The sequence below is a fragment of the Paenibacillus sp. 37 genome, assembly GCF_008386395.1.
GTDB classification, from domain to species: domain Bacteria; phylum Bacillota; class Bacilli; order Paenibacillales; family Paenibacillaceae; genus Paenibacillus; species Paenibacillus amylolyticus_B.
The window spans coordinates 6818536-6841820 of record NZ_CP043761.1; the positions used below are offsets into that span (position 1 = coordinate 6818536).

The window sequence follows — 23285 nt, forward strand, 5'->3', positions numbered from 1 at the left end:
AGAGATAAGGGATAAAATAGTTCTATTGGGGGCGAAAAATGTAATATAGCGCACAAAAAAGGTTTTCGTTCAACTCCTTAGGAGAATTGAAAGAAAACCCTTGTTAGATATTGCGCAGAGAAGAGGGCGTATCTTACTGCCGCTGCTCCCCTCTCCCTTAAAAAGGCTGCCATCCATCCACGCCGGACAGAATCAGAGGTACAGTGTACTCGGCCGCTTCCTGTTCGGTCAGCATCTTGGCCCAAGTCACACGATCAGCAGCACGTCCGGCACCAGGCCCGGCACTGTTATATTCCGCATACTGAACGGTCTGCTCTGCATCTGTCTTGTTCCAGTTATGCCATCCCTCCCGCTTCACATGAGCGCCGATCCAGCAGTTCAGAAAACAGACTTTGGCATGATGACGCCACGGTCTGCCCAGATACACCGACTGCGGCGGAGCATTGCTTGTCAGATCACAGTCCAGAAACACATAGCCGTAACGCACATCCTCTGGCGTAGATGCTGCGGTAATCCAGCCGTTCACTTGCCCATCCGCAGCCTCCGCTTCAGTCAGGCGATTCTTCGTAAAGATCTCGCACCCCTTAAATACCACCGTAGCCGAGCCAAAAATAAAATCGATATCGCCTTCGATGTAACAGTCCTCGAAATACTGCCGCAGTTTACGCCGCTCGGCACCATCACGTGGCCCGCCAAAGTAACTGCGATCCATGGGCTGCTCCGGCAGCGGGCCGGTGAAAATCGTATCCTGGTGACCAATCAAACGACAGCGACGAAAGGCCGCCCGGTCTCCATCTACGTAAACGGCCAGCGCCTGACCAACCTCCTTGCCCGGCCCGGCAGCATTTACGAAGGAAATCCCCTCTGCCGTGAAATCATCGGCACCAATGAAAGCTGTATAGGAATGAAACGTATGATATGGCGACCCGTCCGGGAACTTCTTAAGTGCATAATCATCATACGTAATGATTGTCTGCTCCGCCCCGTCACCAATCAGATGGATGCCCGGCTTCTCCATATGCAGCTTCTCATGATAGACACCAGCCTTCACGCGAATTGGAACGGTTCCGATGCCATTCTCCGGCAGCGCATCGACTGCAGCCTGAATCGTCACATAATCCCCCGTCCCGTCTGAAGCAACAGTCAGACAGGGAGTCGATGATTCCAATGCTGTATTCGGCAATCTCTGCTGTGTCATGGCAATCGCTCCATTTCCAGTGCTGCCAGCAGAAGCGGAGCCACACCCATAAAGGAATCGCTTACAACCGCTTCGCTTACATAGTAGTTGTACGAGCCATCCCGATCCAGGCTTAGTCCTGCGCCATGACAGATCCCGTTTAACCGAACGCCGTCAGCCGTCTCCTCCACCAATCTGGAGGACAGTCCTTGCCATCCCTTCTCGGCCGCAGCTCTGAAATGCGGCTCCAGATACCTTAGCCGCACACCCTTCGCAAGTGCATATACAAACATGCTTGACCCGGATGCTTCCAGATAGTTGCCTTTGCGGAAGCCCTGATCCAGTACCTGGAACCATAACCCACTCTCCTGCTCCTGCACGCGCACCAAAGCATGACACATCCGTTCGAAGATACCGATGATGGTTCCGCGCTTTGGATGATTCACGGGAAAATGTTCCACGCTGTCCACAATCGCCATGGCATACCAGCCCATCGCCCGGCTCCAGAAGTGTGGCGAGCACCCTGTCGATGAATCGGCCCAGACCTGCTCCTTTGATTCATCCCAACCATGATAGAGCAGTCCGGTCCGGGGATCACGGGTCTGGCGTTCGATCAGCAGAATCTGGTGTGCCACTTCATCCCATAACTCGGGGTGATGAAATGTCTTCGCATACTCGGATAGAAAGGGAGATGACATATACAGGCCGTCCAGCCACATCTGGAATGGATAGATTTTTTTGTGCCAGAAGCCACCCTCCGATGTTCGAGGTTGCCCTGCAAGCTGTGCGGCCAAGAGATGTGCCGCTTCTGCGTAACGCTGATCTTCTGCACCATCCAGTAATGCAAACAGGTTTTTCCCCTGATTAATCTGATCCAGATTATATTCTTCCAAAGTATACGTGCCAATAGAGCCGTCGGGCTGGATATACAGGTCCATATGTTTTTTCATAAAATCAACATACTCTTGCTTGCCATAATACTGCCCGGTTCGTGCCATTGCCATCAAGGTCATGCCTTCCACGTATGCCCATCGTCCCGAAGGGAACGCATGATAACCGTCCCCGTCACATTGCTGGATGATCGTTGCTGCAATTCGCTCAGACCAGGATAACTGCGTCTGTACCTGCATAAGCAATTCCTCCTTGAATGTTGTATCCACCTAATACATGTATGACTAACGGACCGCTTCACTCTTCAAAGGTCGCTGTCCTTATTGCCGGCACATTGCCGTTGAACTGCGAAGGTTCAGCTTAGGCTGAATGACTACCGGAACATCGACCTGTTCATCACGGATTAACGATACAATCAGCTCGGCTGCCTGCACGGCCAGTTCATCCAGAGACGGGCCAATCGTCGTCAAGGCCACTTCGGCATACTGCATATCCGGCAGATCATCATACCCGATTAACGAGATATCGCGCGGAACGCTGAACCCTGCCTCAAGCAAAGCCCGGAGCGCACCTCGGGTGACCAGGTTGTTAAGTCCAATAAACGCTGTTGGCGACTCCGACCCAAACGCATGATTCCGTATGGCAAAATATCCGTCTTCCCAGGAGGAATACGCTGGCAGCACATGATCTTCGTTAAAAGCCAGACCCGTACGCTGCAACGCTTCCCGGTATCCCTCCAGTTTAATATTCTGCGAGTTGCCGATGAATCCGATTCGGCTGTGCCCCAGCGATTTTAGATGCTCGACTGCTCTAAACAGTCCTTCTTTGCGATCAATCTTGATGTATGGAGAGTTCGGCGCTTCATCTGTACCTAGCACAAAACACGGCATGTTAAGTGTCGCGAACTTTTTCCAGAACATCTCCCGATTGTCCAGTGCGTAGTCCCACAGAATACATCCGTCCACACGCAGCTGGCTGAAGACATCTACCCCATCATCCGCCACAACCAGGATCATCTGATATCCCCGCTTCTTCAGCTCGTTGTGCAGACGGCCGGAGATGTTCGAGAATAACGGATTGCTCAGTTCATCCAGCACAAAACCGATGATGTTGCTCCTGCCCGTGGAAAGCTGCCGAGCCAACATATTTTTCCGATATTGATGTTTCTCCGCGACCGCAAGCACCTTCTGCTTTGTTGCCGGTTTGATTCGGGGATCATCATTCAGCGCCTTCGATACCGTGCTATAGCTCACCCCCGCCAGTTTTGCAATGTCTTTAATGGTTATCAAAATCAATCAACACCTCTCATACGCCTAAAACCCTATTTCTTATTTCTGTGCAGATTTATAACGATCATATTGTGCCTGTCTGCCCGAAATAACCTGCTCTATGTTCATCTTCTTCAACGTCTCAATATAACTGTCAAACTGGTCCAGACTGGCATCACCGCTAATAAACTTGAAATTCATCTCTTCCACATAGGTGGTGATGTCAGGCATCGCCATGCTCTCCACGCTCGCTTCATCCGGCAGGGCATAGACAAACGGGAACGGTTCACGGACATATGGCTCCAGTTCCTTATCCATCTTTGCATGCCAAGGGGCCACGACGGAATCGGCAGAATCGGTCGATTGGATATTCGGCAGATTCACCGGACCGATGCCGAGCTTCTGAATGTATTCATTGTCCTTGCCTTTGTCCGTAAATGTCTTCACGCCATTCTCTTCCGTATACGTGTCATCCTTGATGCCCCACGTATAATACGTCTGTGCCTCTTCACTTACCGCATAATCCAGGAAGCGGAAAGCCAGCTCCGGATTTTTGCTATCCCGCGTGATACCGAAGATGCCGCTAACCGGGGTACGACCGATGTAGAACTGATCGCCATGCGGTCCTTTCAGTGGCAGAATGCCTTTGATGATTGGCTCTTCCGGATTGTAATCCTTGAACAGCGGGCTGTAGACCATCGACATGTACCAGCTGAAATTAAATGTGGCTCCTGTCACATCCTGAGAGATACGCGATGTGACCTGATCACTCGTAGTACTCGCATAATCCACCCCAAGCAGACCTTCCTTGTACAGTCCATTCAGATAGGTCAGGTATTCCTTGTACGCTGGCTCATAATAACTGAAATGCACCTTGCCCTGATCGTCTGCATAAAACTGGTTGGACAGATCGAGACCAAACGCGGGGCCAAAGGCCATTGACACAAATTTTGCTTCCATGGACAGCGGAATCTCATCGGCTTTTCCGTTGCCGTTCGGGTCGTCTGTCTTGAACTTGCGCAGCATCGCCGTAAATTCATCCAGCGTGGTTGGCTCGCTTAATCCCAGCTTATCAAGCCAGCGCACATTAACCATAAATACCGGCATGTAGTTGCGGGTTAACGTCTGCTGCGGGATATAATACATTTTACCATCTGGTGTTGTTAAACTGGCTTTGACCGAAGGCGACTTTTCATATATTTTTTTGAGATTCACGCCGTACTTCTCCACCAGATCATTAATTGGAATGAACAGACCGCTGTTAATGTACTTCATCAGCTGATCCTGATCCGGCAGGTACACGATATCGGGCAAGCCGGTACCGGCAGCCAGCCTCGGATTGACGGCATCCGCATAATTCTGCGGCGGAATCAGATCCCAATCCACCGTCACACCGGCATTGCTCTCAATTTTCTTCACAATGGCGGCGGTAGACAGATCCACATTGGTCGTCCATGCGTTGGTTCCGAGAACAGACAACTTGGCATCCGTCTGATCCGTTACCGGTCCTGCTCCGGTATAATTGAAGGCTGGCTCCGAAGTGGACGGGGTACTCCCCGCATCGGTTCCCGCCCCTGTTCCGCCGCTACATCCCGCCAGGCTGATTGCCAGTATCGCTGCGATTACACTTTTTCTTCCTGCCCCTTTAAATCTCATCCATCATTCCTCCTTGGTATGAACCATTCTGAACTCCCTTGAATGACATGACACTTAAGCAATAAAAGCTATCCTTTCACGGCTCCGAGGGTGATCCCCTTAACGAAGTACCGTTGGATAAACGGGTAGATCGTAACAATAGGCAGAATGCTGACCACAATGGATACATAACGAACCTGAAGGGAGGAGACCGCCAGCGCACCAGATGTCATCGTACCGCCCATCTTCTGCATCACTTCCGGCGAAGCCATGATCAGCACCCTTCGCAGGAACATCTGTAAGGGCTGCATATCCTGTTTGCCCAGATATAATAGGGCCGTGAAAAAGTTGTTCCAGTGGAATACCGCATAGTACAGCGTAAGCACAGCCAGTGTTGGCTTGATGATCGGAACCGCCAGACGATACAGCATTGTCATCTCATTGGCCCCGTCTATACTGGCACTTTCAAAAATCTCATTCGGAATGCCTTCAAAGGCCGAGCGGCAGATCATGACGTTAAACGTAATCACCAGCACAGGCAGCACCATGACCCAGCGGGTATTGTACAGCCCAAGCGAGGTAATCAGCATGTAGACCGGAATGAGTCCACCCGAGAAATACATGGTGAAAGCGATGAAAAAGTTCAGCTTGCGACGCAAGAAAAACTGCTGTCTGGATAACGGAAACGCGGCAAGACATGTTGCCACAATATTCAACAGTGTACCTACAACGGTGTACCAGAGGGTGTTGTAGAACGATACCCATAACTCCTTGTATTGCAGTACCATTTGGTAACCTGACAGGGTAAAGCCGACGGGCCACAATACAACTTTTTGTTTGTCGATGGCATCCACCGAGCTGAATGAAATGCTGATGACGTACAGAAAGGGATACAACGTGACAACAACCGCCAGTATGGTCAGCAGGTAGACACATCCGTAGAACAAACGGTCACTTTTCGATTTTTGCATACAGGTCTCCTTTGGTCCGGGTTATAGTCTTACCAGAGTGACATCTTGGTCAGGCGGCGGGTCATGGAATTGGCAGCAAACACAAGCACAAAAGTGATAATGGAATTAAACAGGCCGACCGCTGTGGCGAAGCCGTAATTCTGGCCCTCAATCCCCATCCGGTATACATAGGTGGACAGGACATCAGCCGTTTCGTAGGTGGCTCCGTTGTAGAGCAGATATACTTTCTCGAAGCCTACGCTCATAATGCCGCCAAGCGACAGAAGCAGAAGAATGACAATGGTTGGTTTGATACTGGGAAGGGTCAGGTGCCATAGCTCCTGGAATTTGTTGACGCCGTCGATTTTGCCGGAATCGTACATTTCGGGATCAATGCCCATAATGGCTGCAATGTAGATGATGGAGCTGAAGCCAAAGCTCTGCCAGATGTCGGAACTTGTGAAGATGGTGCGGAACCAGCTGGCATCCATCATGAAGTTCACTTTTTCCATGCCCAGACTCGCGATGAGGGTGTTCACGATACCGTCTGTTGGTGAAAGGAAGTTAATAATCATACCGGCTACAACAACAGTGGAGATGAAGTGAGGAAGGTACGTAACCGTCTGGGCAAATCGCTTGAATGTCCGGTTCTTGATCTCTACAATGCAGACAGCGAATAAAATCGGAATGGAGAAGCCGAACAGGAGTGGCAGAAATGCAAGCAAGAATGTGTTGCGCAGCAGCCGCCAGAAGTAAATGGAATTCACGAACTGTTCGAACCAGCGCAGTCCCACCCACTCCCCGCTGAGCATGCCCTGCCCCGGCAAGAAATTACGAAATGCCAATAGCACGCCAGGCATCGGAAGGTACATGAAGATGAGGTAATACAGAAAAATAGGCGAAAACATCAGTAGCAAATATTTATCCCGTCTGATCAGGCTGAACAGGGTGGACATGCGTTTTTTCAACGTGAAACACTCCCCTTCGCTACATAATTACAACGTTTGAATTTTTAAATAAAAAAGAATTGTCATTTCACTGATGTATTTATTATTATTTCATTCACATTTTGTAACAACCTATATTATTCTGCATAATAACAAGATATTAGCTTGGATTGGTCCTCCTCACACCGTATTTCTTTCTTTTTAAGACTTGCCATAAACATAATTACAACGTTGTAATTTTAATCTAAATGTATACGCTTACATAAACTTTTTCCCATCTTAGCAAAGTCTCCATCGTTTGGCAACAACAAAAATCAGTGTCATGCTGTAACGTACTAAATACAGTCTCGCATACGCGAGACTGCCCATTAAAATCTACACCTGATTCCGATATTGCATCGGTGTCATAACATACACTCGCTGAAAGGCTCTATATAACTGGCTGACGCTGGAGAATCCCAGATCATAACTGATGGTGGTTACCGAATCCGTCGTATGGCGGAGCCTCCTGGACGCTTCTTCTACGCGCAAATTCAGCAGATATTGATACGGTGTTGTTCCCGTAAGAGCCTTGAAAGAACGCATAAAATGATGCCGACTCTGATGCGCAACCATCGCCATCGAATCAATATCCATTGGACCTGTATAGGCACTGTGAATGTACTCCAGCACCCGGCGGAGATGAGGGTCCATACATGTAGGATTATCTACAATCGCTTTTCCATTTTCCTGCCCCATCAACATGCGCCTTAGATACATCTCGACCGCCAGTTCTGTTTCCTGTACTTGGAGCGAATCCGGCATGTCATCTACCAAAATGGAGTTCCAACCTCGGAACAGACTACTGATCTCCGTTGGATCAAAAGTATGGGTGGGTCGAAACTCAGCTTGTCCGCTACTAATCTCCCCACTCGCGTAACTGCCTAATGGCGGTTTACGGAACTTGATCACGATGACAGCCGAATCCGAACCTATTTCAAAATAATGCTCAGTCTGAGGATGGGCAATAATCCCCATGCCTGCTTTCAGAGGATAATCATACCGTTCCTGCACCAGATAACATTTACCTCTGACCGGCAACGTTAGCTGATACCAGTCATCATGCACATGCGGTTCATTCGCGAACCCTCCGGTAGCTTTCCATAATTCCAACCCATTTAACGTCATGTTTAATTCCATCGTTTCCTCACCTGCTGACATTATAGCAAATCGTGCTCACTTTCCAAGCACTTTTCACAAAGACATGATCTGCCCCCATCTTTTATCATAGAAAAAAATAATTCGAGGTGATCTCCCATGGCTCAGGCCACTTTAAGCAAAATGCAAATCAACTCCTCCGCCAATTGGGCACTCGCCGGAGTCAGCTTCGCCCATCTGCTGAATGATGCGATGCAGACCGTGGTTCCGTCTGCTTTCCCGTTATTCCAGCAGACCATGCAGCTCAGTTTCGCCCAGATGGGCTGGATTGCCTTCACCCTGAATATTACCGCATCCGTCCTTCAGCCCCTGGTCGGTTATATGTCAGATCGCAAACCCATGCCGATTCTGCTTCCCGGAGGCATGTTATTCTCCCTGATCGGTGTGCTCGGCTTAGCCTTGTCTTCCGAGTTATGGATGCTGCTTGTGTCTGCAGCACTGATTGGCATAGGCTCATCCATCCTACACCCCGAGTCCTCACGCGTGGCTCATATGGCAGCAGGCCGTGGACGTGGAATGGCGCAATCCATCTTCCAGGTGGGAGGCAACACGGGACAGGCTATTGCTCCATTACTGGTCGCCTTCATCCTGCTGCCGCATGGGCAGCGTAGTTTTCTATGGCTGATGGGCTTTGCCCTGATCGGCATCTTCATTCAATCTATTGTCAGTCGTTGGTACAGAGACAAGCTTGCCGAGACTCGCATTCGTCAGCAACAACCTTTAAAATCAAGCGGCGCAGAACCAATAGCTCGACCTATGAGCAGGGGATTCATCGCTTTTACAATGGGAATTCTCATCCTGCTGTTATTCTCCAAATTCGTATATATTGCTGGCATGACCGGATATTACGCCTTCTATTACGCGGATGCATATGACTTGCCTCTCTCCCAGGCACAGATCTGTCTGTTTATCCTGCAATTTGCAGGTATGGTCGGAACCTTACTCGGCGGCCCACTCGCTGATCGTTATGGGCGTAAACCGATGATCTGGTTCTCCATTGCAGGCACTGCACCGTTTTCGCTCTTGTTGCCCTATGCAGGACCTGTCTTGTCCATGGTATTGTGCGGAATGATTGGACTAATCCTGATGTCCGGCTTCAGCGTCATCATTGTTTATGCACAGGAGCTGCTTCCTCGTCATATTGGAACGGTATCCGGGTTATTTTTTGGCCTGTCATTCGGAATGGCTGGACTTGGCTCGGTTGTGCTGGGTTCCTTAATTGACGTGACCAGCATTTCGTTTGTTATCAAGTTATGTTCGTTTCTGCCACTGCTTGGTGTGTGTGCTGTATTTCTGCGCAAGGACCAACCAAGAACAGCATGATAACCGTTGAAACCTTTTTCGTTTTGTGACTACAATACACCTAGGAGAATTGAGGATAACAGAAGGAAGGAATAACGCATGATTATTGATGTACAGCATGTCACTTGGAAAAGGGGACCTCTTACCCTGCTGAACGATGTAAGCTGGCAGGTTAATGACGGTGAACACTGGGCGTTGCTTGGCCTGAATGGCTCTGGCAAAACAACACTCCTGAACATGATCACCGGGTATCTCTGGCCAACTGAAGGCAAGATATCCGTGCTGGGCCATGAATATGGCGATGTGGATCTGAGGCAGCTCCGCAAATCCATCGGCTGGGTCAGTTCGTCTCTGCAAGAGAAATTGTACGGCACGGATCGCACACAATATGTCGTAATCAGCGGCAAACATGCCACCATTGGCTTGTATGACAAGCTATCGGATGATGATCTGGATGAGGCACAGGGATTGATGCAAACGCTGGGCTGTCAGCACCTGTGGGATCGCGAATATCGTACCTGTTCTCAAGGTGAGAAACAGAAACTTCTTATTGCCCGAGCACTCATGGCCAATCCGCGCGTACTCATTCTGGACGAGCCTTGCAATGGACTGGATCTGTTCTCAAGAGAGCGATTGCTGGACAGCATTCGTGAACTATCACAGCGTCCAGATACCCCTTCACTCATCTATGTCACCCATCATACCGAAGAAATATTGCCCGTGTTTAGTCACAGTCTCTTGCTTCGTAGGGGTGAAATCGTGAATAGCGGACTAACGAGCGAGCTGATGAACACCGAAGTGCTGAGCAACTTCTTCGAGGCACCTGTGGAAGTTGATCGGCACGGGGAACGTGTGTATGTTAGAGCTGCGGCGGATTCATAATTACGTGGTTATACACAGCACACGCAGCATAGGTGCAGTAACTTAACAGTAAAAGCCCAATATCTTATCCACATGTGGATAGATTTTGGGCTTTTTAATGCTATATCTAGTGTTATCCACCGTTTTCTGTGTAGAACTTTCTACTTTTTGAGTATAACTCAGCTATTCCATCTGTTTCTTCTCCGCAATCTATTTCCGGGCAGCCAGGAACAGAAACAATGGAATGCGCTGCCTGCGCAGATAGGTTTCCTCGTTTACAAAATAAGCACGTTGTGGTGCTGACTCGCGCAAATGTTCTACACGGAACCCTGCCCGCTGCAATGCCATAAAGTAGGATTCAATGGAACGATGCATCTTTTTTACAGAACCGCCCAGCCACTGTTGCTCACGAAATCCTTCCACAAAATACTGATCAACTACCCAGTCCGTTCGTGTCCCGGAAGGTTGCAGTGTGGACGTGATCACAGGATGTTCTACCGAGAACACAAATGTCCCGTTCTCTTTCAACGTATTGTATATGTTCCGGAACAGGCTCTCCACATCCTCAATATAGTGAACAGCCAGTCTCGATATCACCAGATCGTACACTTCGGCCGGGTATGTCCAATCTTCCATGAACGCTTGCTCAATCCGGGCATTCCATCCTTTTACGGATTCGTTAGCTGCCTGAATCATATTCACCGAACCCTCAATTCCCGTATACGTCGCACCTTCGCGCTCCCTGCTCAGCAATTCTGCGGCGAACCTTGCATCTCCACAACCGAGGTCCAGTATATTCTTGCCAGAAACATCTCCGATCAACTCCAGCATCACCGGCTTCTCCAGTGTATCATTGGCGTTCTCCTGCCACTTGCGACGTTCCATATACTTCTCAAAGTTCGCCTGATCATCGTAAAAATCCGATCCTCTGTCCTTCATTCGGTGACCCTCCATTTCGGATAAGCATGATCCTCTTTACAGCCTGTATGAGTATACAGAATATGGATGTGCGTGGCTATAACAAAAAAAGCTGTTGTCTGGAGTTATCCAGCAAACAGCCTTGCTGCCTTACACTTCTACAATTTTCGCCGCTTAGCCAAAACGTTCTGTTTTGTACCATTTGCTCTCGCGTTTCCGAATCTTGTCCATAATCAAGGAGTAGAATGCCTTGATCGAGATCAGGATGAACAGCTGTGCATACGTGAAGTAGGACACGCAGGCATAGATGAAATTACGAGTATTGCTCTGTCCAATATCTGCGGCAAGTGCCAGATTGATCTGTAACACGTAAATAAAGTACATGAGTGCCCAACCAATGACAAGGAAGACATACGCATCGCCGGCAAACTGGAACGGTGAACTTACCTCTGGTTTAAATATAGCAATGACCTGATAGACCAGATTCACGAGAAATATAATATCCGATACAATAATCGCAAGCATAAACCAGAAATAACTGACGGCATAATAGATAACCAACAACTTATTACGCCAACTGGAGCGGTTAAACAGGTTATGGATATTATCCAGTACCACCTGGTAGTTCCCCTTGGCCCATCGTTCGCGCTGCTTCATGTATACACTAAGCTGTTCCGGCTCCTGCTGATAGGCTTCCGCTTGCGGCGCCAGTGCCACAAACTGTCCGCGATTCAAAATCTCGAATGATAGTGCCGTATCTTCTGTGATGGCTGTCACATCCCAGCCGCCAATTTCCCGAATCAACTTGGTTTTGATAATGTAATTCGTTCCCGGAATGGAACCCAGCTGGAACAATTCCCACAGGCCCGTGTGATACACACGTTGCGAAGTAATAATCTCCAGATTGATGCATTTGGAGAGGAAATTCTGCCCTCTGTTGCGTGCTTTGTTTCTGCCAAAAACCACGCCATATTGTTCAGGGTTCTCAAGCGATTTTTGGGTCAAAAACATTAATGAATTCCGTTCAGGTGCGGCATCTGCATCAAAGATACAGATCCAATCACCCGTGGCAATTTCCAATCCGTCATTTAAAGCCCCGGACTTGCCACCTGTTCCTTTACGCTCCATTACTGTCACATTGCGATGCATATAACTAGTCTGACTGAGAAATGATCTCAGCTTCTCTGCGGTATCATCTGTACAGTTATCCGCTATAACGATGACCTGTACCTTGTCCTCCGGATAATTCAACCGCAGGATGTGCTCTACCGTCGCAACAATGACCAGACCCTCGTTGTGCGCAGGAACCATGACCGTAACGGTTGGATAATGGTCCATATCTTCAGGGATCTGAATCCCTTTTTTGTCCTGTTTATTAATAAAGCGAATTGCACCTGCCATAATAACAATCGACTCGAATACGGCAATCCAGATACTGAATATGGATAATATTAATATAAAATCAGCCACTTACCTTCCTCCGATCATACTTGCGAATAACTCTCGATCGAAAGCGAAGGGTTGCAATCGTTAACCAAATCGTAAATACCGCAAATATACCACTGACGGCGATACAGATCGGGATGAACCAGGACATATAGTCCACTGTGTATTCTCCTTCCCTTTATATATACTCTCCGATAAGATCGGTCTCCGTGTTTCGTTCTAGAGCTGCAATCACCGCATCAATGTCATCGTATTTGCTGAATTGCTCCTTCTGAAATACCAGAGCACCGGAGCGTATCACTGTTTGCAGCTCATTTCCCTTTTTATCAATAATTTGAAGATCCATGATGGCTTTTTTGATCCGCTGTGTCAGAAGTGGAAGATATTCCACATTCACCATTGGACATATGATGACAAAACGCCCACGATCCACGAAAAATTTGTAATCCTCATACCGAATCTGCTTCTGGATCGTACCCGAGATTTCAAGCAGAAACTGTGCATACCGGACTGAACCGAGAGATTCCATCACCAATGGCAAGAATTCAATCTTGAACATGGCAATGCTGAATCCATACTTTTCGGAGTATCGACGCGCAAGGTTACTATGTTTGATTAACGTATCTGCCAGAGCTCCTTTATTCCCAAGCGAGGTATCCAGATCGATTTCAGGGTTACGATCCTGCATATCCTGGAGACGCTCCACTACACGCGCACTGCGCAGCAGACTTGCCTTGATGAACGCAGCCACGGCAACGTTGGCCGGGATGAGCAACCACCAAGAGAATACAAGCACATTTGCATCAGCGTAAGTAACAAGCCACACAAAATATGAGACCAGATATACAAACCCCGCCACGACGGATACGCCAACAGGCAGAAAAAGACCAAAAACCAAGGCACCCAGCGACACCATACTAAAAATCATATCCCCTGTAGTGTAGCTCTGATCCATGTACACTTTAAGATAAATCATCAGTTGCTGCATGAGGGCTAGTCCAATTAAAAGGGCATATCCCCACGCAATACGACGGGTAGGTGCTTTATTCCTCATAGTTCCTTCTCTCCGTTGAAGTTTTAGAACTCTCGTTCAAACGCACTTCTCTTAAATTGCAACAATTTATGACATGATTAGACAAAACTATGCTAACACATTGAAGAATTTATTAAATGACAAAATCATTACTTTTTAATGCTTTTCTGTAAATTAATTTCTCCCAACAAAGGAAACAGATTATCAAACAGATGTGTGTTGCCGTCAAATACATATCCACCTGAATAACGAGAGTCCTGACTACGCAATGTAATCATATGGTTATACAGCTGTTTGGCCCACTTTGGATCACCTGAACGTACAGCCAGTAAGATGGCCAGGCCGTATACCGATGAAGATTCATACGAGACGGCAGGTGTGTGTGATTTTCGCTTATACTGTCCGGGCAGCTGATGCCGGGTGCTGAACTCCTTTTTCAAAAAAGAAATGAGCTTGTCCGGTTTGCGGTCGGTCACCGTTAGATGATTCGCCACGATTAACTGGTCGATCAGATTCACCGTATCATCATAAGTATATTCTTTACGGACCACATCGTAGGTCTTCGGATAGAACAATTCATCCTCAGGCATCTTCATCAGTATTGCTTCGTATTTCGCGTAGGTTCCGGGCTCCACCACTTGATGTTTTTCCATCGTCTGAAGAGACGGGAGATCAACATAAACCAGGCTTAACGTATCTGTGGAATGACCACTTGCAAAATCGTGGAAATCCACCAAATATCCTCGCTGCTGAGCCGACTGTGTTAAGGCACGGGAAATGGCGGCTGCGGTCGTAAGCTTCGTCTCTCTCCCTTGCTCCCACTGATCTGCAGCCTGCAATAGGGCACCAATGATACGAAGATCATCGCCAAGTGCATTGGTCGTTACATGGGATTCACCTTTGGCATCCAGCTTCCAGGCTATATAAGGATCTGGCGGCGTGAGAAAATAGGTCTTCAATTGCTCGTAGCTCTGCTCAAACAATACCTGATTATCACTATCTACGGCATACTGCATCCACAAGCCAAGGGACTCGGACAATGCCTCTCTGCCTGCAACAGTATCTGCCTTCTCTGATGTTGCATCCTGCAAATACGTTGCCAGCGTACCGTTCGGGTTGGTCATATGATCTTCAATAAAAGAAACTGTCGGGGATACTCCATTCATCAGGAAGCGCTCCCTTAGTAACAATATGCTTGCCACTGTAACAGTAATCAGCAGCAACACCAGCCATGTTCGTTTTTTTCGGAATATCATCCTAACGCCATTCCTCCTGCTTGTGTACGACAAAGAAACAACAACGCCCCTGGTTGAGGATTTCAACCTATCTAAAGTGTGCACTTATTCTTCACTATCCATGTACGATCTTCGTCCACCCTTTTTGACAAATTTCCAGTCCACTTCAATATTATGACGCATCCGTCTAAGAAGATGGATGGCTGTCTCGATCTCTTTCTCGGTCAGACCATCCAGAGTCACCTGATCCGAATGTACGCCCTCTTTACGAATGAATTCCCATGCTTCAAGCCCAGCTTCGGTTGGAAACAACACTTTATTCTTTTTATTACCCATTGCCGGCTGTTTAATAATGAATCCATCGGATTCGAGTTTGCTAATGGCTCTGGCCGCCGTTGTACGATCCACTTTGATCAGTTCAGCAAGCTGATTCGGAATGATGCCCGGATTCTCACAGATTCGATACAGATAAAGATATTGTCCACGGGACAGGTTCAGATGCTGAAACTCGACATTACTGATTGAATCCAGACAGCGGGCAATCATACCAATTTCACGCAGCACTTCTTTTTTCTCAGTCAACACGTTCACGCCCCTATAAAATTGTTGCATTCGCAACATAAATGATGGTATAACTACAGTTGAAATTGATTTCAATTTTAAACATATATCTCAAACCGTATACATGGAACGAAAATCGTTCCACATTCCTGTTATGTACCAGTTTATCACGTCAGGATAACATTACGATCACCCAAAGGAGAAACATTCATGAATACAAGGATTGTTGAAGTTAATAATCAGGAATTGCTCGATGCCTGCTTCGCCATCCGTACCGCTATTTTCGTCGAAGAACAAGGCGTGCCCGCAACGGATGAATTCGATGCTTATGATACATTAGACGCGGAGGCGCGCCACATTCTGCTCTACGTGGACGGTGTGCCTGCTGCTTCCTCCAGACTGCGCATTGTGGAACAGGTCGCCAAATTGGAACGGATCTGTGTCATGTTTGATTACCGCAAACACGGCCTGGGCCGCGTGCTGATCGACAAGCTGGAGCAGATGGCTGTTGCTGATGGTCTTGAGAAAGCAAAGCTGCACGCACAGGTACAAGCTTCCGGTTTCTACGAACGTCTCGGATATGCACCAGCGTCGGAAGTATTTATGGAAGACGGCATTCCCCATCTGCTAATGACCAAAAAACTTAAATAATGACGCTCCAAAAAACGCCTCCGTCATCACTTCTCAGTGATATACAGAGGCGTTTTGCATTCAGGCAACACATTCATTAGTGAATCAACAACGATAAATGGCACGTACAAAGTAAAGGCACTAATTATAACAACCAAGTATCCTAACTTCCTTGCCAGATCCGCATTGTTTCTTATCCCAGTGCCAGACGGCCTGGCTCGGATTCGGCAGCGCTGTTCTTCATTTGTTTACTGCGCAACTGTCCGCAAGCAGCATCGATATCGGTACCATGTTCCATACGTACAGTGGAGTTGATGTTGTTCTTTTTGAGCGTATCATAGAAGCCCAGAATTGATTCTTCTGTACTCCGTTGATACTGACTGTGCTCATCCACCGGGTTGTATGGGATCAGATTCACACTGACCATACTTCTGCGACTGGACAACAGTTCAGCGAGCTCCGCGGCATGCTCACGTTGATCGTTAACATCACGTAGCAAGATGTACTCAAACATGATGCGTTTGTTGGTTTTAGCCAGATAATAATCCACCGCATCCATCAATTGCTCAATCGGGAAAGCCCGGTTGATCTTCATGATGTGTGTACGCAGTTCATTATTAGGTGCATGCAGAGAGATCGCCAGGTTGACCTGCAGACTGCTGTCTGCAAATTCCTTGATTTTGTCCGGAAGGCCGCTCGTGGATACAGTAATCCGTTTGGCGGCAAGTGCCAGCCCTTTGCGATCCTTGATGACTTCGATGAAATCACTCATGTGCTGGAAGTTATCGAATGGTTCACCAATACCCATCACTACCACGTTGGTTACCCGCTCGTCTTGACCCGCTGCATCCAGATGTCGCTGCACATGCATAATCTGCTCCACAATCTCTCCAGCTGTCAGGTCACGGCTCTTCTTGATCAGACCGCTCGCACAGAAGCTACAGCCAATATTACAGCCCACTTGTGTGGTCACACAGACAGTAAGTCCGTATTTTTGCCGCATCAATACCGTCTCAATCAGGTTGCCGTCCTGCATCCGAAGCAGAAATTTCACGGTACCATCTGCCGATTCCTGCTTCACATGTTCGCTCAGCGAGTTCATTGTGAAATGCTCAGAGAGAACGTCCAGACATTCCTGACGGACATCGGACATCGCGGGAAAATCGTGTACACGCTCTTGATATAACCATTCCCAGATCCGGGATGCACGGGATTTTTTCTGCCCATGCTCCGGTAGCCAGGAACGTAATTGCTCTAATGTTAATCCATATATGGATGATTTGTTCATTGTATAATCCTCTTTTCGCAAGAAAGCATATGGCTTATCGGTCCTACCCAAAAAACCTCTACTCCGTATTGTCCCAAAATTGACGAGGGAAAACAAGGGCTTTTGCATTTCTTCCAAGAGGTTTTATCCATGTTAAATCTGCACAATAGACCATATTTCACCCTATCGGGCCTTCACCATTAGAAGTGAATGATGCCGGATGTGTGCAGTAGAACCAGCAGAACCAGGATCGGAGCTACATAACGCAGCATGAACAGCCACACCCGGAACCATCCGGAACGCAGGCCGGAAGCTTCAGCAGCCGTTTTCCAGAAGTATCCGGCAAAAATCGTCACAAGCAGTCCACCTACAGGCAGCAGGATGTTAGATGCTACAAAGTCCATCCAGTCGAACACACTCTTCGATCCAATCGTCCATTCAGGCAGCAAGCCAATCGACAATACCGAAGGGAGTCCCACGATGAAGACCGCTAGTGAAATAACCCATACCGCACGACTGCGGCTCCAGGACAAACGTTCCATGAAATATTTCACCGGAACTTCCAGCAAGGATACTGCTGACGTCAAAGCCGCAATAGCCAGCAGTATGAAGAACAATCCGCCAAACAGGAATCCAAGAGGCATAGCTGAGAAGGCTGCCGGAAGAGCCACAAAGATCAGTGACGGTCCTTGGTCCGGTGCAATACCAAACGAGAATGTTGTTGGGAAGATGATCAGACCCGCAATGAATGCATAGATCAGGTCACCTGCACCAACGGCGACGGTTGCCGCACCGAGAGATTGATTTTTATCCACATACGAACCGTAGGTTACCAGAATACCCATCCCGAGTGACAGGGAGAAGAAGGCATGTCCAAGCGCTACCAGTGCGGATTCTGTTGTAAGCTGCGAGAAGTCCGGATTCAGGAAGAAGGATACCCCAGCACCTGCACCCGGCAATGTAACTGCACGAATCATCAGGATAATAAGCAGTACAAGCATAGCTGGAATCAGAACTTTGTTGAATTTCTCGATTCCGTTGGATACCCCTTTGGCTACAATCCAGCCTGTAATTAGGACCGCGACCAGTTGCCATACAATCGGCATATAGCCACCTATAAAGGAGTCGAACTGACCGGCATAATCCGGATTGTCAAACAACGTGCCGCTGAAAGACGTAATCGCATATTGCAATGTCCAGCCAGCAATAATGACATAAAAGGACAGGATGATAAATGGCGTTAATACTTGCAGCAATCCGGCTGCGAGCCAACCTTTATGTCCACCTGCTTTGATAAAAGCAGTAGCTGCACTACCTCTGCCACTGCGACCAATCGCAAGTTCAGCCAGGAGCACTGGCAGACCGATGAGTAACAAACAGACGATGAAGAGCAGGAAAAACGCTGCTCCTCCGTTCTCACCCGTAATGTACGGGAATTTCCACATGTTGCCCAGACCAACCGAACTACCAATGGCTGCAAGGATAAATCCAGCTTGGGAGAAGCGTTCTCCTTTGCCAGCGTTGTCTTGATTTAGATTAGGCTTACTAAAATTCATCGTATCTACTCCATCACTTTAAAGTTTTCCCGTAATTATATACTACTCACCTTGTCAGGTCATTCGAAATTCGAAATTTGTCGAAATGTTATTTTTTTACATAAAAAACATACGGAAATCTTCATCTCATAAGTTCCTTAAACACAGTATGTGATAAAGTCCGTTAGTCCAACCGTATGAAGTTTCAACAAATCCTTATTCCCAACCGTTCAAAGCCCAATAGAATTAAAAAGAGGTGTCCCCTCAGCCACTTGGATGACTGGGAGCACCTCTCTTTTTAAATTACACTTTAATTTGAAGTAACTCGTACTTGATAACGCCCATCGGAGCATTGACATGAATGACACTGCCCACTTCTTTGCCCATTATCTCTTTGCCCAGCGGGCTCTCGTACGAAATTTTATTATTCGCAACATCCGCCTCGGCAGGGCCAACCACTTTATATTCAATCTTCTCGGCGAACTCAATGTCATTAAGCAACACCGTCGATCCAATGCTCACTTTGTTGGAGTCTATATTGTCTGAAGAGATGACTCTTGCTTTTGTCAGCATCTTCTCCAAGATCAAAATTCGGGTCTCCATAAAGGCCTGATCATCTTTGGCTGAATGATACTCACTATTTTCCTTCAGGTCACCGTAACTGATCGCGAGTTTCAGACGAGCTGCCAATTCCTTACGCTTCACCGTCTTCAAATCCTTCAGTTCGTCCTCCAGCTTTTCCAAGCCTTCCTGTGTCAAAATCACTTCATCATTAGCCATTTTTCCATCTCCTAATCCTGCTATCTATCTATATTCTAACCTATATCCACTCCAAAGGGTTAGCATACCCCGGAAAAAGAAATAGCCCAACCATATATTGTATTTCAATGAAATCAGAACCATGTCCATCTCTTGAGATGAATTTCAAGGCTTTGTTCAATAATTGTACCGTTACAATTGGCTCAATTGATTATGTTGTTTTCATCCGTTCACTTTTACAATGAACTCAGGGCAGCAGAAGTTTATAAAGATTTGGGCTGCAGCCCACTATATGACGTGAGGTGATCTGTATGAATGAACTATTGAATACAGCTGAAATACAGGCCTATCTGAAACGGATCGGCATAGATGATATAAAGGAACCTACACTGGAATTCTTATTTGAACTCCAGCGAGCACATGTACAATATTTATCTTGGCAAACGGTCGATATTTTTGCAGGTCGTCCTGCGGGAATCAGTCTTCCAGATTCAACTCAGCTTATATTACAGGGACGCAGCGGCTACTGCTTTCATCTAAATGGTGCATTTAGTGTTCTTCTCCGATCACTGGGTTATACGGTTGATTGGCATCGCGGTGGAGTACAGCCTCATGGGGAACAACCCCGTGTGAACTCATTCCATCTCGGTCTTTCTGTGCTTCTGCCGGATGCTGACCCGACAGTTGAACGCTGGATTGTAGATGTAGGTCTCGGCGGAATGCCCTTTGAACCTCTGCCACTTCGTTATGGAGCCTATGGTTCAGCTCCGTTCACGTACCAATTGATGCCATCATCTGTTGTGGCGGGGGGATGGCGGCTTGAGTACGAGCCGAATGGGCCAAGTGAAGGTGTGGACTATGCTCCTGAAGCAATTACCAGCCTAGAAGAGTTCATTCCCAAACATGAATTCTACAGTCGGGCGGCCGAATCACCTTGGCATAACGCATTTTTGCTTCGTCAGCGAGATGAGATCCGCAGTCATGAACTACGTGGATGTATGCTTCGAACACATGATATCGAAGGAATCCGGAAAACGGAGATCCAGAGTTATACCGAATGGCGTAACGTATTAACTGAAATATTCCATGAACCATTGGTGAACTACAGCGAACTGGAATGCCAGGACATGTGGGAACGAGTTCAGGCTGCGCATACGGAATGGAAACGAGTACAGGAAGCATGAAGAGGAAGATGCAGAATCTGAGGCCTTAACATGAAAAGCGACACAACCGGCTTGCTTATTAGGGGCATCCGTATAGTGATGATTTGGGAGGAAGAGTTGAGGGTCCGTTCCATATAAAGGAAAGTTATTGATCCACGCCGAATACGTACTCAGGTGATAAATGATGATAACTATTTGTGTGCTCCAAGTTCCAGAAGTATTGCCCGAGGCGAACTGGAACCAATTGCTGTCGCAAGTTTCTGGCGAGCGACGTGCCCAGGCTTCGCGTTTTTTGCGTCAGGCTGACGCGTATCGCTCCGTGCTGGGAGAGATATTGACTCGTGTGACTTTGAGCAAGTTGACTGGACTGAGACATGCTGAGCTTTCTTTTACCCATAACTCCTATGGCAAACCTTCGCTCATTCACCATTCGGATGTACCATTCAACGTCTCCCATTCTGGTGATTGGATTGCGCTAATCTCTGGCGGTACAGATGAACTGGGCGTAGATGTGGAAAAAATAGCTCCAATTGACATGCAGATTGCTGAGCGTTTCTTCTCTCCTAAGGAGAGCCAGTTCTTGGCTGCCGAGCCTGACGACCGGCGGCTGGAGACCTTCTACCGTCTATGGACGCTGAAGGAAAGTTATATCAAGGCAGTCGGTATGGGCTTGTCCATACCGCTGGACTCCTTCGCCATCCTACCTAATGAACGGAAGGAATGGCATTGCAAACAGGCCGGGACATATCTCTTTCTCAGTCAGCGACTGGATGATGGACATATGCTTGCGGCATGTTCTGCTGGGGGAGAGCTGCCGAGCAAGACGGAGATTGTAACCTTGGAGGATCTGTATAAAGAGTTAGTATAGAGTGGTGCTGGGCCTCAACGAGTTTGGATCAGCTGAGTTTTGTAAGAGGTTAACATCGAACATGCCCTGGCTAATGTTAATCAAAAAAGCTAACGACGTGAGTATCACGCGTTAGCTTTTTAGCTTTAAATCCACACTCCGTTTACGTCTCTGACGTATGGATAGAACTAGTCCCGGCTCCGCAATTTTCCAAGCAGACGGATGATCTCAATGTACAACCATACCAGTGTAACCATCAATCCAAATGCACCGTACCACTCCATGTACTTGGGTGCCCCACGTTCAGCACCACCCTCGATGAAATCGAAATCAAGGACCAGATTGAGGGCAGCCACAATGACGATAACGACCGAAATACCAATGCCGATCAAGCTGTTATCATGCAGATAAGGAATCGAAATTCCGAAGAAACTCAGTACAAAGCTCAGCAGATACATGATCATGATACCGCCGGTTGCAGCCACTACCCCAAGCTTGAAGTTCTCCGTAGCTTTGATCAATCTGGTTTTGTATGCCACCAGCAGAGCGATGAATACAGCCATGGTCAGCAGGGCCGCCTGCAAGGTAATTCCGTTATACAGGGACTCATAGGTTGCAGAGAGTGCTCCAAGGAACAGGCCTTCTGCCACGGCATAGACAGGTACGAGATAAGGTGCCGCTACGGGTTTGAACGAAATCACAAGTGCCAGAATGAAACCAACAATTAATCCGCCATAAGCAAGCGGCATTACTTGTTGTCCGTTAAAGAACATCATCCAGGTTGCAAATGCACTGCCCAGTAGAATCACAAGCGTAATAAACGCTTTGTTCACCGTGCCGTTGATCGTCATGTAATTCTGATACCGATCTTCTCCATATCCTCTGTTTTCAAACGTGCTGTCTTTAAGTGTAGGGTTACCGCTACGACCGATCAACACAATCACCTCTTCATATGTATTTGGTATATCTGTGATACTAAGTTTGGGTTTACTACGTTTCAAATTCTACAAGCTACTCCCTCAAAAAGATCGGGAGGCACCAGAAGGAATCGGATGCAATCCTTCGATTACATCCTTACCTACTGGCGCAACACTTAGGACATATGTCCCAGACATTGCATGTTCATGTGCTTTTTAAGCGTCTTATTTGTACAAGACTTTATCTACATTGTATTTCGCACGCATCGTGTTGATGATATACGTCTCATAAATTTCACGATCTACCGGATCTTCAACCAGGCATACTTCAATCTTAGTTACTTCTTCGCGGTGATTCTTCATTGGTGATACCGTGTCTTCAAAATGCTTTTTGATACGTGGTCTTAATTTACGTGCTTTCCCGACGAATAACAACTCTCCAGCGGCATTGTAAAACATGAAAATCCCGCCTAGTTCCCGGGTAATCAGGTGAAAATCAGTAAATCCATAAATGTGGCTAAGCTGTGGATCAACCTGCTTTGTAATGGTTACATCCGGTGTTGGCACGGTAATATTAATCAATAGGCTCACTTCCTCATTATCTATAGGTTTACATCCTATCACATATTATAAACGGACACCATTTCATTCTATATGAAGTACAATTCACGCAATTTTCGCTATTACGACAAATATTTCAAAAAAAAGGTTAACTTCCCTGATTCAAAGTGGTACTATAGGGGTAT

General features: G+C 47.4%; 23 protein-coding genes. 5 read left to right on the plus strand and 18 right to left on the minus strand.

The features are described from left to right. Positions 1-157: 157 nt before the first annotated feature. From F0220_RS29225 to F0220_RS29255, 7 genes are all read right to left on the minus strand, one after another. Positions 158-1198, minus strand: coding sequence for a pectinesterase family protein (locus F0220_RS29225; protein ID WP_105600446.1), 1041 nt, complete (start codon positions 1196-1198; stop codon positions 158-160). Then, entirely contained in the window at positions 1195-2307 is a 1113-nt protein-coding gene (locus F0220_RS29230; RefSeq protein WP_105600447.1) for a glycoside hydrolase family 88/105 protein, read from the minus strand. Before F0220_RS29230 ends, F0220_RS29225 begins: the two co-directional genes overlap by 4 nt. 81 nt (positions 2308-2388) lie before the next feature. After that, positions 2389-3357, minus strand: coding sequence for a LacI family DNA-binding transcriptional regulator (locus tag F0220_RS29235; protein WP_181155514.1), 969 nt, complete (start codon positions 3355-3357; stop codon positions 2389-2391). A gap of 39 nt (positions 3358-3396) precedes the next feature. Further along, a complete protein-coding gene (locus F0220_RS29240) occupies positions 3397-4992 on the minus strand; it encodes an extracellular solute-binding protein (protein ID WP_105600450.1) in 1596 nt (531 codons plus the stop codon). A 68-nt stretch (positions 4993-5060) separates the two neighbouring features. Next, the gene (locus tag F0220_RS29245; RefSeq protein ID WP_076213874.1) at positions 5061-5942 is read right to left on the minus strand and encodes a carbohydrate ABC transporter permease; all 882 of its coding nucleotides are present in this window, start codon (positions 5940-5942) and stop codon (positions 5061-5063) included. A gap of 29 nt (positions 5943-5971) precedes the next feature. Next, on the minus strand, positions 5972-6889 hold the full coding sequence (locus F0220_RS29250; protein WP_036612224.1) for an ABC transporter permease: 918 nt from the start codon (positions 6887-6889) through the stop codon (positions 5972-5974). A 354-nt stretch (positions 6890-7243) separates the two neighbouring features. Next, positions 7244-8068 carry a helix-turn-helix domain-containing protein gene (locus F0220_RS29255; RefSeq protein WP_105600452.1) on the minus strand — a complete coding sequence of 275 codons (825 nt, stop codon included), beginning with the start codon at positions 8066-8068 and terminating at the stop codon, positions 7244-7246. Between the two features lie 96 nt (positions 8069-8164). Here F0220_RS29255 and F0220_RS29260 point away from each other — a divergent pair, with 96 nt between their 5' ends. Continuing rightward, the gene (locus F0220_RS29260; RefSeq protein ID WP_105600453.1) at positions 8165-9388 is read left to right on the plus strand and encodes an MFS transporter; all 1224 of its coding nucleotides are present in this window, start codon (positions 8165-8167) and stop codon (positions 9386-9388) included. Positions 9389-9466: 78 nt separating this feature from the next. Further along, a complete protein-coding gene (locus tag F0220_RS29265; protein ID WP_105600455.1) occupies positions 9467-10249 on the plus strand; it encodes an ABC transporter ATP-binding protein in 783 nt (260 codons plus the stop codon). 189 nt (positions 10250-10438) lie between these two features. Here the strand turns inward: F0220_RS29265 and F0220_RS29270 are convergent, their stop codons facing one another. The 6 genes from F0220_RS29270 to F0220_RS29290 form a co-directional block, all read right to left on the minus strand. Further along, on the minus strand, positions 10439-11167 hold the full coding sequence (locus F0220_RS29270; protein ID WP_105600457.1) for a class I SAM-dependent DNA methyltransferase: 729 nt from the start codon (positions 11165-11167) through the stop codon (positions 10439-10441). Positions 11168-11320: 153 nt separating this feature from the next. Beyond that, positions 11321-12616 (minus strand): glycosyltransferase family 2 protein, encoded by a 1296-nt coding sequence (locus tag F0220_RS29275; RefSeq protein ID WP_105600458.1) that lies wholly within the window; start codon positions 12614-12616, stop codon positions 11321-11323. Then, positions 12609-12752: a hypothetical protein gene (locus F0220_RS32690; protein WP_181155516.1), complete on the minus strand. Its 144-nt coding sequence runs from the start codon at positions 12750-12752 to the stop codon at positions 12609-12611. Before F0220_RS32690 ends, F0220_RS29275 begins: the two co-directional genes overlap by 8 nt. Before the next feature lie 18 nt (positions 12753-12770). Further along, positions 12771-13646 carry a diguanylate cyclase domain-containing protein gene (locus tag F0220_RS29280; RefSeq protein WP_105600460.1) on the minus strand — a complete coding sequence of 292 codons (876 nt, stop codon included), beginning with the start codon at positions 13644-13646 and terminating at the stop codon, positions 12771-12773. 128 nt (positions 13647-13774) lie between these two features. After that, positions 13775-14881 (minus strand): glycosyl hydrolase family 8, encoded by a 1107-nt coding sequence (locus tag F0220_RS29285; protein WP_105600462.1) that lies wholly within the window; start codon positions 14879-14881, stop codon positions 13775-13777. An 84-nt stretch (positions 14882-14965) separates the two neighbouring features. Next, positions 14966-15406: a MarR family winged helix-turn-helix transcriptional regulator gene (locus F0220_RS29290; protein WP_223200024.1), complete on the minus strand. Its 441-nt coding sequence runs from the start codon at positions 15404-15406 to the stop codon at positions 14966-14968. Positions 15407-15631: 225 nt separating this feature from the next. On the opposite strand from F0220_RS29290, the gene F0220_RS29295 reads away from it, so the two are divergent. Continuing rightward, positions 15632-16072: a GNAT family N-acetyltransferase gene (locus F0220_RS29295; RefSeq protein ID WP_105600463.1), complete on the plus strand. Its 441-nt coding sequence runs from the start codon at positions 15632-15634 to the stop codon at positions 16070-16072. Positions 16073-16244: 172 nt separating this feature from the next. Here the strand turns inward: F0220_RS29295 and rlmN are convergent, their stop codons facing one another. From rlmN to greA, 3 genes are all read right to left on the minus strand, one after another. Continuing rightward, positions 16245-17339, minus strand: coding sequence for a dual-specificity RNA methyltransferase RlmN (gene rlmN / locus F0220_RS29300; protein WP_105600465.1), 1095 nt, complete (start codon positions 17337-17339; stop codon positions 16245-16247). Positions 17340-17518: 179 nt separating this feature from the next. After that, positions 17519-18874 carry a sodium-dependent transporter gene (locus F0220_RS29305; protein ID WP_105600467.1) on the minus strand — a complete coding sequence of 452 codons (1356 nt, stop codon included), beginning with the start codon at positions 18872-18874 and terminating at the stop codon, positions 17519-17521. Positions 18875-19156: 282 nt separating this feature from the next. Next, entirely contained in the window at positions 19157-19633 is a 477-nt protein-coding gene (gene greA / locus F0220_RS29310) for a transcription elongation factor GreA (RefSeq protein ID WP_047840913.1), read from the minus strand. A 290-nt stretch (positions 19634-19923) separates the two neighbouring features. On the opposite strand from greA, the gene F0220_RS29315 reads away from it, so the two are divergent. Further along, on the plus strand, positions 19924-20796 hold the full coding sequence (locus tag F0220_RS29315) for an arylamine N-acetyltransferase family protein (RefSeq protein WP_105600469.1): 873 nt from the start codon (positions 19924-19926) through the stop codon (positions 20794-20796). Between the two features lie 160 nt (positions 20797-20956). After that, positions 20957-21643 carry a 4'-phosphopantetheinyl transferase family protein gene (locus F0220_RS29320; protein ID WP_105600470.1) on the plus strand — a complete coding sequence of 229 codons (687 nt, stop codon included), beginning with the start codon at positions 20957-20959 and terminating at the stop codon, positions 21641-21643. Between the two features lie 167 nt (positions 21644-21810). Here the strand turns inward: F0220_RS29320 and F0220_RS29325 are convergent, their stop codons facing one another. Further along, on the minus strand, positions 21811-22557 hold the full coding sequence (locus tag F0220_RS29325; RefSeq protein WP_091012415.1) for a Bax inhibitor-1/YccA family protein: 747 nt from the start codon (positions 22555-22557) through the stop codon (positions 21811-21813). 207 nt (positions 22558-22764) lie between these two features. Then, entirely contained in the window at positions 22765-23121 is a 357-nt protein-coding gene (locus tag F0220_RS29330) for a nucleotide excision repair endonuclease (RefSeq protein ID WP_017691590.1), read from the minus strand. Positions 23122-23285: the final 164 nt, after the last annotated feature.